A 14,105-nucleotide genomic window follows, 5' to 3' on the forward strand; every position below is an offset into this window, starting at 1 on the left:
GAGAGAAAATGCCAATCAACCTAGACCCTTCCGAAAGGATAAAATACGGGCGCGAGATTACCGCCGCAAGCGCTTATAAGAGCTTTCTGCGCTCTTTTATCGGCGCGGGCGACGACGCTATCATCAAAACCAAACTCGAGGAGTCGAGCGCCGGCAAGGGCAAGCAGTCGCTTTTGGGATTGCGCGCTCCGCTACTTGGCGCGGGCGTTGAAAGCAACACGGACTTTTCGGCGAACGAGGATACGATTCAATATTTGTATCAAGCCGTGCCGTTTCAGATTTTCGGCAACAGCTTGCGCTCCAATACGCGCGCGCTTGAAGAGAGAGCGATCGCTTCCTTTCGCGCGGAGAGCAAACCTGCGCTCGAGGATTGGGCGGCTACGCAGACCGACCGCCGCCTGATTGTCGCGCTGACAAAAGATTGCACCAATATCGCCGCGTGCGACGCCTCAAACGGCGTAAAAGCCGCCAACGCGACGGCTACTATAGCGGCGGGCGATATTCTTACGACGGCGACTATCGATAAATTGGTTCAGCGCGCGCGCGAAGGCAAAGACGGCGCGGGAAACCCGCACCCGCGCGTGCGTCCCGTTAGCGTCAAGCTTGGCAAAAATCCCGCGGGTATCGAGATATACCAACGCCGCTGGGTATTGTTAATCGGCTCTAATCAAGCCGCGCAACTGCGTAACGATCCCGTCTGGATCGCCGCGCAATCCGAAGCCGCCGAGCGCGGCGCGAGCAACCCTATTTTTACGGGCGAAATCGGGGCGTATAACGGCGTTACGGTCGTCGATTGGGATACGTGGAGTTCGGTAAGCGCGGGCGTTTTAACAAGCGATTCGTCTTTCACCACAATCGAAGGCACGACCAGCTTTAGCTCTTACGCGGGCGCGACCGGACGCGTTACGGAGATAGGGCTGTTTTTGGGCGCGACGGCTGGCTTAATGCCGCAAGACGACGGATTTCGGTATTACGAGGATCACGACGACGACCTTGGCAGAAAGACCCGCGTCGGCATCGACAGAGGTATTGGTTTTGCCAAGGCGCATTGGCTTGGAGAGACGCCCGCCGAAAAGCAAAGCGTCTATCATAACAAAGACTACGGCGTTATCGCCGTCGTTAGCAGCAAGGAGTAATTGATGGCGAAGATTTACGAAAGCGAACTAAGATTCGCGACGAGCGACAAGCTGACCTTTTCGGATTCGGGAACGCCGAAACTGCTTTTTAAGCTGCCCGAAGGCGCGGTAATCGTCGGCTTAACGCGCAACGTTCAAGTCGCGTTTAACGGCACGTCTCCTACGTTGGCGCTGGGCGCGAGCGGATCGACGGCTGAATATCAAGCCGCTTCCGCGATTACGGCGATCGGCGGAACGTTCGCGCCCGTCGGCGCTCCAGTAAGCGCGAGCGGCGAAATCTGGGGCAAGATCGCCGCCTCCGCCGCTCCGAGCGCGGGCGAGCTGACGGTCGGCGCGATTTACGCGTTGCCGACAAAACGCCAAGCGGACTACTAAGATGGCTGTGTTTGCGCCTAATATCGTCGTTTTACGCTATCGCGGACAAACAAGCTATACGTTGCGCGTCGGGCGCGTAGGCGTTACGCTCAATAGCGGCGATTACGCGCTAATTGAACGCGCTAACGCCGCGCTTATCCTTCGGCGCAATCTGTTTGATCTGGTAGAGGGCGATCTTAAATTCGCGCCAAAATCCAAAGCGAAAAAGAAAACGCCTGATCAAGCCGAAGGAGAAACGCCAGACGGACAAGAGCAAACCGAAACGCCGAACGAAACGGACGCTGTTGGCGAAAACAAAACGATAGCCGCGAGCGAGAGCTAACGCGACTAAATCGACGCGAAAATGACGGGATTTGACTACGCCGCCTTATTGCGCCGCAAGCTAAACGATAGCGAAGGCGAGATAAGCGACGGCGAAATACTAGACGCGCTCAATCTGGGATTGCTAGAGCTTGGGCGCGAGCTATCCTATTGGCGCGAAACCTACGAGTTCGACGCTAACGAGGACGGGCAAACCGCGCTTCCAGATCGGTTTTTGTCGATTATCGAGGCGCGGCTAAACGATAAAAAACTAGAGATTAAATCCGCGAATTATAAGCCAGACGAACGCTCGATTGTTATCGACGGATTTTTTATCAAGACGCTACCAACGCCGCCGTTACTACAACTAGACCCGCCCGTCAACGCGAGCGCTTTACCTTTGCGCTATACAATCGAGTATATTACTTTCGCGCAGATTGGCGATCTACACGAAAACGTTCCAATCGCTTCGTCGATGAGCGATCTCTTAATCGCATACTGCGTTATGCAATTAAAAGAGCGCTATCAAGGCGAGAAGCCGTTAAACGAAATCAAGCTATGGACGGAGCTGTATCAGATGAAATTAGCCAACGTCAGAGCTAAGCTACGACCTCTATTGATAGGCAAAAACCTATCGACCAAACAAATTATTTGCTAAGGAGCTAGAAAATGACCGCCGCTACTTTGATGGACGACGCGGAGCTAATCGCGTCCCGCGCTAACGCCTCGATCGTTATAACCAATTCGCGCGCCGCTTTTACCAGAGGGCTAAAAGAGCTTGCTATTCCCCCAGCCGAAAAAGCGAAACTAATAGCGCAATTTGAACAGGCGTTTGGACTTGGGATATTGGAAAAGGCGATAAGCGCCGCGATGGATATAGAGCTTAAAAACGCGCAGGTTCAAGCGTCGTTAGCGCAAGCCGCAAACGCGCGCGCGCACGCGGAAGGATTTGAGAACAATCTTAGAGTTCAAGCGGCGACGGTATATGCCAACTACGCGGCGCTCGCGGCTAACAACAACATAATGACTAACGCCATAGCAAACAACATGAAAGAGCTTTGCAAATCTATCGTTAATAAAGACCATATTATCAATTGGCAGTAGCCGTGATTCCAATGAATCTGATTGTCGGCAAGGGCGGCGTATTTGAAGCCGTCGCTCGCGGTAATAGAGACGAGGCGAAGTCGAGCGGGCAAAATTATGATATTTGCCACGATCAGTGGCTAAGAAAAGGCAGAACGAAGAACCTAACGTACGCGGATTTGTCGAATAAAGTCGTCCGCGTTCCAAACGCTTGGCGCGAGTATTTCTGCGGCGGCTCTACTAGAAAAACGATAACGATTTGGGATAATAGCTTAACGCCCGCGCCGAACGTTAGCGGTGAAAGCGCATACTTTTTCCCCGTAGAGGGTCAATGCCGCGCCGAAACGGTTAGTAATATCTCGGCGATCGATAGTCGTTTCGCCGCGGGAAACGTTATTAGGTATTGCGATAAGGTTAATTGGCGCGCCGTCGCATCGGACATTATAGGCGGATTATTGCGTTGCGTTTGGAGCGACGGGAGCGTTACTTGGGCGGTTGCGTTTAATACTAACAACGCTATCGGCGCGGCGACAATCGGCGCGGGCGAAATTGGGATTGGCGACGACGACGAGCTACCGATGATAGGATCGGGCGCGGGTAGAAGTTTTACCGTTAGCGTAAAAAATGTTGTCGATAATAGTTACGCTTACGCTTATAGCGACGGGGTCGTCGGCGAGTTGTTTTTGCGCCCAAGAAACGCTTATCGTTGCGATATAGACGGCAATAGTCAAGATTGGGCGCTTGGCGACGGCGAAAAAATTTTCTTTGATCTAGGCAGAGGCTTGTGGGCTATCGTAACCGCTAGCGGTAAAATGACGTTGAAATCTTACGACGGCTATTTGTATTTCGGCGACGCTCCTAAATACGATTGGGCGGGACACGGCAATGTAATAGGCGATATTGCCTATGGAGATCGCTATCGAATAATAAACGGCAAGATAGAGTATTGGAGTTATAAATACAGATATACCAACGAATGGACGGGTTATTGGGATAATTCGACATATCCGCCGACATACAAATTTGAATTTCGATGGGATTGGCGATACCGTTGGGACAAAGAAGACCAAGCGGACGTAACGGCATATACGGGCGCGTTTATAGACATAATCGACGATAGCGTTATCAAGGGTTACGATTACAACGATTATAATAAGCTCGGCGTAGAGATGATTATCGGCTCGGAAGAGGTCGATTTTGATAGCTACGACAATAATATATTCGAGAGCGCGGAATTAGCGCCCGCGTATAACGCCGTTCCTACCTACGCTTCAAGCGGCTTTGTAACAAAAGAGACCAGAGCGGATATACATCAAACCAATCCCAATAAGGTCGCGCTTACGTTGGAGAAAGGCGAATATCTGCTCTACTGCTCTTTGCAAAGCGGAATAATAGGTTCAATAATCGTTATAACCAATTGGCGCGTCGCGATAATCGTAGGTAAGGATAAGCTGGTAAGCGGCGGCGATGGGGGGCTCGTCTCGGAGTTCGATCGTTGGTTTATTAAAACCGTATGGGCGTGGGACGCTTTAGGTAACGGACTGAATTGTAAAGTCTGGTTTTGTAGGCATTGGCTTCAGTTAATCCATATCGACGTAAGCGACGATCCGCCAAGCAGGGGTTTTTGGGAGACGTTTTTTCGATTTGTGATTATCGTCGTCGTAGTCGCCATCGCCGCCTACAGCGCATATACGGCGATTATCGCTTTGACGCAACTAGGGGCGATGGGAAGCGTATTGGGATTGGCGTGGGAAGTAGCCGTAGCGGGCGCGAAACTCTACAACGCCTACAACGCGCTAGAGTCGCTTAGCGGCGCGGACGCTCCCGAATCCATTCCGCCTACCTACGACGCGATAAACTCGGCAAGCAGCGTTAGCTTTGATTACGGAGCGGCTACGAATCCGTTTCAAGCGTCGTTTGATTTTCAGAGATATTTTAGTTTTTGATAAAGGTTGAATTAGGTAATATACCCATTGTGTTCGAGGTGGATGCCTCATGCGGAGGGTCGGGCGCAAGCTCGACCCTCTGTGCTTTTTACCCCCCAAAACGCCTTTCAACGATTCCCCTAACTAAGCGCCTTGTTTGAAGGTTACGGACGTTTGAGCGTTATGGTTTTCGATTATTTTTAATATATTTGTAAATGCCGCCGCCGTATGATTATAAGCGTGATAAATAGATAGAACAATATCTTGCAAATCTCGCTTTTCGCCTCCTTCAAGTTTCGTTATCTTTAATCCCATATCGGAGCATTTATCAAAATCGATGTGTCTTGAGTGGGATTTTGTTTCATTATGGTCGGAAAGTTCGCCGACAATTTTCTTTGCCTTATCGCTTGCGTTTGCGTCCGCCTTAAACATGCCGCTTATAAGCCATTCATAGGCGATCTCTCTTGCCCAAAGCATAGCGTTTTCGCACTCGCCAACGAAAGCGGGCGGATATTTTGATAAGATAGGAGACCAAACTTGCGCGTATAACGGATTATCACTAACGTCTTTTTTGGCTCGTTCAAACTCGGTTATAATACCGTGCGCGGACACGCCGTTAAAATGCGGGTCGATAGGACCCAAACTTGAATGCGCGCCCATTATTATTTCTTTAGCGGCGCAGGCGATCATTGTTCCCGCCGACATAGCCAATTGAGGAACTATAACGACGATATCGTCGCCGAATTGTTTTCGCAGATAACTTCCAATCGCTTCCGCCGCCGCAACATTTCCGCCCGGAGTATGCAGGATTAAGTCAAGACCTTGCTTTTTATCAATACTATATAGACAAGACATTAAAGCGTATATATCGTTATCGTTAATGCTACTATCGGCGTATTGCTCCGTTCTTTGCAGCCAAGCGGAATAATAAACGATTACGTTTCTATCTCTTAGATCGCGTAACTTCTTAAGATACTTGCGTCTAACTATATCAACCGGGTTGTTTTTGCCGTCGATCGCGCGTTTTATTTCGTCGAGGATTTCGGTTGAGCTTGGCATTGCTTGCTCGTTTTACTTTCCTCAGAAAACTGATTCGTGTAAACGCCTATGCGAATACCTTGCGGCTTCTTTAGCCAGTCGCCTCTATCGGCGCCCTGCTTTGCCGGTATGCTTTCTTGCGGCGATCGAGAACCGCCGAAAGTTTTATATATGCGTTCAATTTCACCTATTCCCATCGCCAAAGGGGCGCTTTTCGTATTATACATGTTTTGCTCCTTTTCTTTGTTAGGTCAAGAATATGCGTCTGTAGCAACAAACATTCCGCGTACATATCGCCATTATTATGGCGCTTTTTCACTTTGAAATCGGCGCTTTCGTTTCTTTTTGTGATTTTGACCCCTATTTTTCGCGTCTCGCATTTGGCAAACTGACATTTATTTAGGAGGCTAACTATGGCTATGGATTGGGCTGGACTAGGAAGCGTATTGCAAGGCGCGGGCGCGATTGGCGGCGCGTGGGCTAGTTACGACGCGGCGCAGAAAAACAACCGCATACAGAAAAAGATGTTGAAAGCCGAAGAGCAACGGCTTAACCGCGACCAAGCGGCTCAGCGCAATATGGCCAAGGCGTTTGGAGCGACCGACGAGGAGCTAGAGCCTTATAACAAATCCTTTGATTTCGCGTAATCTGTTATGGCTACGTTAAACGATATTTTTGGAAACGATGAGTTTGGCGCGCAACCCGACGACGCAAAGCTCCGCGGATTAGCGAATTACTATAGGCGCAATATCGACGACGACGAAAACGCGGCGGCGGAGTTCGCGAATAAAAATCTGCATAAGTTTGCGCCGCCGAAACAACAACCGCAAAACGCTAACTCGCCGATTGCGCAAGAGGCTAACGCGATCGAGACGCAACCGCCGCAAACCTCCGCGCAAACAAAACGCCCGCAAGACGCTTTCGCCGACGTAGATAAAACCGCGCAAACGGCAGACCCATACGAGGCGATAAAAGCGCAAGTAGCGCAAACGGCGCAAGAGCTTGCGGCTGATGAAAATCCCGCGCTAGGCGCTAACGAGACGCAACCGCCGGAACGGCTGATAGATTTAGGCGGCGGCTGGACTACTCCCGCGCAAGACGAAAACGACTCCATAGCAAATTACAATCATCCGCCTAAAAATCCGTCGTTCGCGTTAAGCTCGCTTGATAGAGGCTTTGGCGATAGGCTGAGCGAAAAGCTAGATTATCGCGCTAATAAAAGAGATCAAGATTGGGAAGCCTACAAAGATAAAGCGGGCGATCTAAACTACTATCTAAATCCGCTTTACGCCGGTCCCGTTAGATACGGCGCGGCTAACGCGATAAGCGCCGCGAAAGACGTAGTCGCCGCAACCGCCGAAACGACGTTTGAGACGTTGGCTAATTATGGTTGGACTCCCGCCGAAGTTAGAGATTACATACAAGACCAAGAGATTCAGAGAAACCCCAACTCCACCAACGAAGAGATTTGGAGCGCCGCTATGCGAAACGGGACGAAAGTAGCGGGGCTTTTTTTGGAGGATTTGCCAATAGCCGCGATACAAGATATTATCAACGAGCTTAACGGCGACAAGCTTATCAGTCAAATGACGCAAGCCGAAAAATCCGCGGCGTTGAATACCTATCTAACGCCTAAAGAGCAGGCGATAGTCGCTAGTTTATATCCAGCCTCGTTTGGCGAAAACGGCTTTGTCGATTGGGTAACGGGCGGCAGGCAAGACCCCGAGGCGATAGCGCAATACGCCTACGAAGTAGCTAAACGTCTGCCCAACTTAGAGATTTCCATAAACGACGAAAGCGGGGAGATTGCCGCGCGCCCTAGAGATTCTAACCTCCCGTATAAGCCGCTATTCGAGGACGCGATAGCGGCGTTTGCGGCGTCGATTAAGGGGCGCGGCTCAAGTTTCGCGACGATGGCGGCGGGCGAGATGGTAACGTTCGCTATCGTCCAAAAGCTGGGCAAGCTCGCTAAACTCGGCAAACTCGCGACGCCCGTCGCGGTTGGCGCCTCCGTTGGTTCCGCTCCAACGCTCGGCAAAATAGGCGCGGCGCAACAGCTCGCGCTTACCGACCAGCGCTTTCATTCGGATAAAGAGCGCCAAAACGTTATTAGCGGCGAGGCTATGGATAATATAATCGCCTCCGGATTAGGCTACGCTATACCCGCCGCGCTTAGATTAGGCTGGAAGCTAGCGCCTAAACCCGTAAGCTGGCGGGCAAACGCGCAGATGTTAGACAGCTTAACGCCAGAGCAAATTAAAACGGAGCTTCAAGCGCGCGCCGAATTACGCCAAATAGCCAAACTCTTTGGCGGCGAGGTAAGAAATCCGCTTGCTTGGTATGCGGGCAATTCGCGAACGGCGAGCGAATTAGGCGATTTCTTTTTCGGACAAGATAGAGCGTTTCTAAACAACGTCTTAGACAGCGCCCAGCTAATCAAAAACCTTCGCGCTAAGTTAAACTTACCAGAAACAACATCGCGCGATCTGTTTTATTTCTTGCGCGACGGAGCGACGGGCATAAAAAGCTACTACGAAGAGCTATACGCTCAAGGGCAGGATTTGTTGATAGCGGCGATTGGAAAAGACGTTGTGCGCGGCGGAAAATCGTTAAAAACTATCGACGATGCGCTGAACGATCTGTTTTTTCCGCCTAACGTCAAAGGCGAACGCCCGACAACGCCGCAGATCGACGAAGCCTCCAGAGCGGCTTACGAAACGCTAACGGCTTTGCGGCGGCGTTTTGCGGACGCGAGCGGCGAGATAGCCGACGACGCAACGCTAGAAGGGCTGTTTAGACTCCAACGCGAACTAAACGACTATTACGGCAAACATATCGACGACTTTACTTTCTCGCAACGCAAGGCGATAGATAACGTTCGCGAGGCTATTAAGGACGACGTGAGAAACACAATCAAAGCCTCGCCTAATCTAAGCGCCGAACAAAAAGAAGGCTTCGCGCGTATTTGGGACGACATAAACAGGCAATATTCCAATTACAAGCGCGTTATAAACGATACGCGCATTTTCAAGGAGCTGCTAAACAATAAAGAGTTTGACGCGCCTAAGTGGATTAAAAAGTTGCTAGAAAACGGGGGACTATCGGACAAAGACAACGTAACGGCTTTGGCTCAATTTGCCGTGCTTATGCGCCAATCGCAACCCGAAAAAATGAAAGAGTTCTACGACGCGATCGCAAACGGCATACTAAACGCCTCGTCGAAAGAGACGGGATTAAATCAAATCGCCAGATATACCGACTTCGAGGAGTTTCACGCTATGTGGAACAAGATAGACGATCAGGCAAAGGAACAGATATTTGGCGGCGATAAACTAGGGCAGAGCTATAAAACGATTATGGACTACTTTGACAAATTAGCCGCGAGAGAGGCTAGTCTGCAAAAGTCGATTATCAAGGCGCGCAGTTCTGGAGCAAACAAATTAGCGCAAGATATAACGAAAACGACGGTATTTAGCAAGGGCTACGCGGCTATAACGCTGTTTTTCCGCTACTTCGCGCATTACCTTAACAATTCGCTAGCTTTTAGGACGTATGTTCATCAGCTCGCTAGAGAGCGCCGCTATATGCCTATCGATATGGATAGAGGGTTAGACGCTTTAGCCAAGCGAGTATCCCGCGCTCCGAAAGCGGGTATAACGCTAGAGGACATAGCCAATATGCGCTCGATGTTGCGCGCGGCTAACGACGCGGCTGAAAACATTCCGCCAAACGCAACGCCAGACGAGATAAAAGAGATTATCGACGTTGAAGTGGAAAACGTAGCTAAAGAGCTAGGATATACGCCGCGACGGATCGAGTATAAACCCGATTTCACGACGGGCGATAGCGCGACGCCGCCAAAGCCTAGCGGAGAACCGCCGCCCCCAAAAGATAACGGCGCGAGCGAAACGCCCCCGATCGCGCCAAAGAATCAAACGGGCGGGATTAACGCGCAAGCGCCCGAACAGCCGTCGCAAACGCCAAAAGTCGCTCGCGCCGAAAGGGTAAAGGGCGATCTAGCGACGATTGACCCCGCTACGCTAACCGACGAGCAGAGGCTAGTTAGAGAGGTGTATTTAGGCGACCAACCTGAAACCCTACTGCGCGGCGCGGACGAAAGCGATCTAATCGCGTTTATGAGCGGCAATAGACATAAAGGCGCTAAAAAAATACTATTGCGGCACGGAGGCATAGAAGCTACGGGAGGATTAACGCCTCAAGAGCTACTGGAGATCGGCGACGTTATCAGGAACGGGAAGTTAAACGCGGGTAGCTTTACGGAAACCGCCGATAGCGTCCGATACGCTTACGATCTGGAGCGATATGGCGTTAGGTATAGAGTTATCGTAGAAGAGTTTAACGATAGCAAAAAAGTATTTAACTACTATAGCGATCGAAATATAGACGCGGGAGCGGCTAGACCAAACATCCCGCGCGCTCCCGCAACCGAAACTATACCATCTACCGCCCCTAAAAGTCAAGCGGCGCAAACGCCAAAAGTCGCTCGCGCCGAAAGGGTAAAGGGCGATCTAGCGACGATTGACCCCGCTACGCTAACCGACGAGCAGAGGCTAGTTAGGGAGGTTTATTTAGGCGAGGCGCCGCAAACGGAGTTAAGAGCGGCTGACGCTACCGATCTAATCTTGTTTGAGTATGGCAGTAGAAAAACGGGCGCGCGCAAGATTATCGTTAAACACGGCGGGACTGACGCTACCGGCGGTTTAACGCCGCGGGAGATGTTAGAGATAGGCGACGTTATCCGAAACGGCAAGATCGCGACCGATAGTTTTAGCGAAACGGCAAACGGCATTCGCTACGGCTACGATTTAGAGCGAGACGGCGTTAGATATAGAGTTGTTATCGAGGAGCTTAACGACGGAAAGAAGGCGATTGATTATTACAGCGATAGAAACTTTGTAAATGACGGAAAGGCGAAGGCACACCCGCGCCCCTCCGCTAATGAAACTATACCATCTACCGCCCCTAAAAGTCAAGCTAACGCGCAAGAAGCGCAACCGCAAACGCCCGCCAATCAACCGCCAAGAGATCAAACCAAAGCGCCGAGTAATCCCGCCGAGCCTAAAGCGAGCGGCGCAACGCCTGAAGGTATCGCGTTTAACGAAACGGCGGACGAGATAGGCGAAAGCGGAACGTATCGGTTTTGGAATAGGAGGAATACCGACGACGGCAAAACCGAGCTGAAGCCTATCGTCGGAACTAAAGTATCTTTCGACGGATTTGAGGATTTAACTTTCGCGCTGGTAAAGGACAAAGGGAGCTATTCGGTCTATAGCGTCGATACGGGGCTAAGGGTAACGGGCGCTAGCAAGACGGCTAAAGAGGCGATTGAAGCCGCCAAAGCCAATTTACTTAGAAACGGCGAAAAGGCGAGAGAAAGAATCAACGAGGTTATAGCCAATAACGGCGTTTTACCCGCTCGAGAAGCCAAACCTAAAACGCCCGTTCCCAACGAGCTTAAGGATATACCTCCTCGTTGGCGACACGCCGTAGCGTCGTCGTTTAAGGAGAGCGACGAGCGTATAGCCTCTTTAGCGCGAGAGATAAAGGCTTTCGAGAAGTCGGTCGCTAACGCGAAGGACGATAAGGAGCGCGAGGTCGCGCTTCATTATATCGCCGAAAATCGCCAAGCGATAGCCGACGTTAACGAGGCTAAGGCGATTATCTCTCGCGCGAAAGAGGGCAAAGCGTATATACTTGACCAACGCGATAAAACCTTCAACGAGACCGCCGCGCTTCTTTTCGATTATAACGGGCTTCATTTTGGCGCGGCTCGCTCTCCTTATAACAGCCGAAGGTTCGCCGTCTATGAGCTGAACTCTGGGGTAGCCGTCGGCGGCGACAAAGAAACCATCGGCGAGGCGCTCTCCGATCTGATCGCTTCGGCGCGAAAGAGGGATATACAATCGGCGTTAGGCGAATGGCTTAAACGCTACCCTAAGTCGCCGTTTAAGCCGATAACCTCTAAAACTCAAGAGGCGAGCGCCCGCGGTCGGCAAGTAAGCGCCGCTCAAACGCCGATCGACGCTATAGCCCCTTTTGGCGAGGGGCGGCTAATCGACGATATTAACGGCATTAACGCTAAGTATAGCTATAAGATAATCCCCGCTAACGATATTCGTCCGAGCTTTACAACCAACGACGGGCTTCAATTCCGCGACGGCGCGAACGCCAACAACATTAGAAACATACGCGATAGTTTCAACCCTCAAACGCACTTTGTCCCGCGAGGGAGTTACGATGGAACGCCTCTTATCGATCGCGCGGGCAACGTAGCTATCGGCAACCATAGGGCGCGGGCGATTCAAACGATGGACGAGGCGCAATATCGCGGCTATATCGAGGGTATGAGGCGCGAGTTTCCCGAAGCGTTCAGGGATTACGAAAGAGCCGCAGGCGGCGATACGTCGAAGCGCTTAATGGTCGTTAGGGTATTGGACGATAACGAGGATACGTTAAAGCGTATAGCGAAGGTTAGCAACAACGGGAGGCTCTTTGGCGAGAAAGAAAAGATTATCGCAAACGAAGCCAAATACGCGGGCAAACTCGACGAAATGTTTGATTCCGAACGCCCAAGCGCTTACTTACAAGGCGAAAGCGATCTGAAAAATAGGCTAGGCGCTAGCGAGGAGACGCAAGCTAATCAAGCGATGATCGGCAGGCTTAACGACGCTAACCCTAACGCCGTCGATAGATATATGCGCGATAACGCGGGCGATATAGGCTTCAAGCAGATGATCTATCGTAACGCATACGCGTTTTTCAATCTGCGTAAAGCGGCGCAAACGCTAGACGATAGCGCAATCGATCTAAACGCCGTTTTGCCTAGCGCAATCGACAGAATGCGGATAGCGGGCGCAAACGCTAGGCAAAACGCCGAGAGTTTAGCCGCCGATTATATAGAGAGGCTAACCAAATACGGCGGTAAAGACGTGGAAGGCAATCCGATAACCGCCAACGATTTGGCGGCGGATATATTGGGTTTGGCTTTTAGGCGTTTTCGCGCGATGAAAGACGAGGGGGCGATAGAGCTATCAAGGCGCATAGACGATCTGATCGCGAGAGCCAACGAGCAAAGACAGCCTAACCTGTTTGGCGGCGAGATAGCGCCTATGGACAGAATCGACGCGGCGCTGGAGATATACGGAGAGAGAAATAGCGCGGCTTTGCAAGAGGCGGCTAACCTAGTCCGAAGGCAAGAAGCCGCCATTAACGCGCTAACCAGACTGACCGCCGCGGAAAATCGGCTAATAGAGCTGAGAAGTCTCGGCGTTGAAGGCGAGCCGATAAACGCCGCGAGAATGGCGCGGACTAACGCCGCTAAAGATTTGCTGCTCGCTAGACGAGAGGGAGAGGTAAGCGCGGCGTTGGATCATAGGGAAGTCGGCGATATTGATCTCGTATGGGGAGCGGAAGGAACGGGCAAGAGCGACGGGTATGGATTAGCAAAGATAGCGAAGTATCACCCAGAGGTATTAGACGATCTGCAAGGCATACTCGATACGACGAGCGTCGTATCCAGAACGGAGAACCGCGTTAGACTAGAAAGCCAAACGCATACGGCGGGCGTTAGGCTAGATTACGACGGGCAAAAGAAAAAGTGGTTGATGACGGCGTTTGAAAAGAGAGCCGACCCCGTTAAGACGACGGACGCTAACGGGCGATCCGTAGATCGGATTGAGGCGACACAGCTCTCTCAATCAAAGGCTCCAGACGAAATTATACCGCAAACCGCCCGCGATAATCAAGCGACAAACCCTCGCGTCGTAACCTTCGATCGATACGCGGCGGAGCAAGGACTGCAAGACTATATGAACGCCGCGCGGCATAGTCCGCTAGGTAGCTTACCAACTAGAGCGCAAAGAGATATAGAGCGCCAGACGCTTGCGGATATTGAACGCCATAAAACAGAGGCGGCGCGTCTAAGAAAACAATACGACGACGAAGTAGCCGCAGGGCGTATTCGTCCGCCAACAAACCTTGAAGCTACGATAGCGGCGGCTAAAGGACATTCTGATTTAGAGGCTACGCAAGCCGCCCGCCGTCGTCTTACTAAAAAGGGCTACGACGTAGAAGCCATCTTAGCGGGCAAAACGCAAACGCCGCAAGCAACGAATACCAATAGACTAGACGGCGAAAAACCCGCCCCGCAAAGTCAAGCGCGCATAGAGCGCGAAAATGAGTTGATTAGTCAAACGCGCGAATTGGAGAAGCAAGCGGACGAGATATA

General features: G+C 51.4%; 10 protein-coding genes. 8 read left to right on the top strand and 2 right to left on the bottom strand.

The features are described from left to right. The first annotated feature begins 8 nt into the window (after positions 1-8). From LBF86_03730 to LBF86_03755, 6 genes are read left to right on the top strand one after another with little or no spacing between them, the layout of a single operon-like run. Complete coding sequence (locus LBF86_03730; GenBank protein ID MDR0664613.1) at positions 9-1,136, top strand: DUF4043 family protein; 1,128 nt, start codon at positions 9-11, stop codon at positions 1,134-1,136. Between the two features lie 3 nt (positions 1,137-1,139). Continuing rightward, complete coding sequence (locus LBF86_03735) at positions 1,140-1,511, top strand: hypothetical protein (protein MDR0664614.1); 372 nt, start codon at positions 1,140-1,142, stop codon at positions 1,509-1,511. 1 nt (position 1,512) lies between these two features. Then, positions 1,513-1,833, top strand: coding sequence for a hypothetical protein (locus LBF86_03740; GenBank protein MDR0664615.1), 321 nt, complete (start codon positions 1,513-1,515; stop codon positions 1,831-1,833). 21 nt (positions 1,834-1,854) lie between these two features. Further along, on the top strand, positions 1,855-2,469 hold the full coding sequence (locus tag LBF86_03745) for a hypothetical protein (protein MDR0664616.1): 615 nt from the start codon (positions 1,855-1,857) through the stop codon (positions 2,467-2,469). Positions 2,470-2,480: 11 nt separating this feature from the next. Next, entirely contained in the window at positions 2,481-2,915 is a 435-nt protein-coding gene (locus LBF86_03750) for a hypothetical protein (protein MDR0664617.1), read from the top strand. 11 nt (positions 2,916-2,926) lie between these two features. Then, the gene (locus tag LBF86_03755; GenBank protein MDR0664618.1) at positions 2,927-4,840 is read left to right on the top strand and encodes a hypothetical protein; all 1,914 of its coding nucleotides are present in this window, start codon (positions 2,927-2,929) and stop codon (positions 4,838-4,840) included. Between the two features lie 123 nt (positions 4,841-4,963). Here LBF86_03755 and LBF86_03760 read toward each other — a convergent pair whose 3' ends face one another. After that, entirely contained in the window at positions 4,964-5,878 is a 915-nt protein-coding gene (locus LBF86_03760) for an ATP-dependent Clp protease proteolytic subunit (GenBank protein ID MDR0664619.1), read from the bottom strand. Next, on the bottom strand, positions 5,845-6,084 hold the full coding sequence (locus LBF86_03765; GenBank protein MDR0664620.1) for a hypothetical protein: 240 nt from the start codon (positions 6,082-6,084) through the stop codon (positions 5,845-5,847). Before LBF86_03765 ends, LBF86_03760 begins: the two co-directional genes overlap by 34 nt. 186 nt (positions 6,085-6,270) lie before the next feature. On the opposite strand from LBF86_03765, the gene LBF86_03770 reads away from it, so the two are divergent. After that, on the top strand, positions 6,271-6,504 hold the full coding sequence (locus tag LBF86_03770) for a hypothetical protein (protein MDR0664621.1): 234 nt from the start codon (positions 6,271-6,273) through the stop codon (positions 6,502-6,504). 6 nt (positions 6,505-6,510) lie between these two features. Continuing rightward, on the top strand, positions 6,511-14,105 hold a 7,595-nt coding region (locus tag LBF86_03775; protein ID MDR0664622.1), incomplete at its 3' end, for a hypothetical protein.

It is taken from the genome of Helicobacteraceae bacterium (genome assembly GCA_031258155.1).
Taxonomy (GTDB): Bacteria; Campylobacterota; Campylobacteria; order Campylobacterales; family SZUA-545; genus JAIRNH01.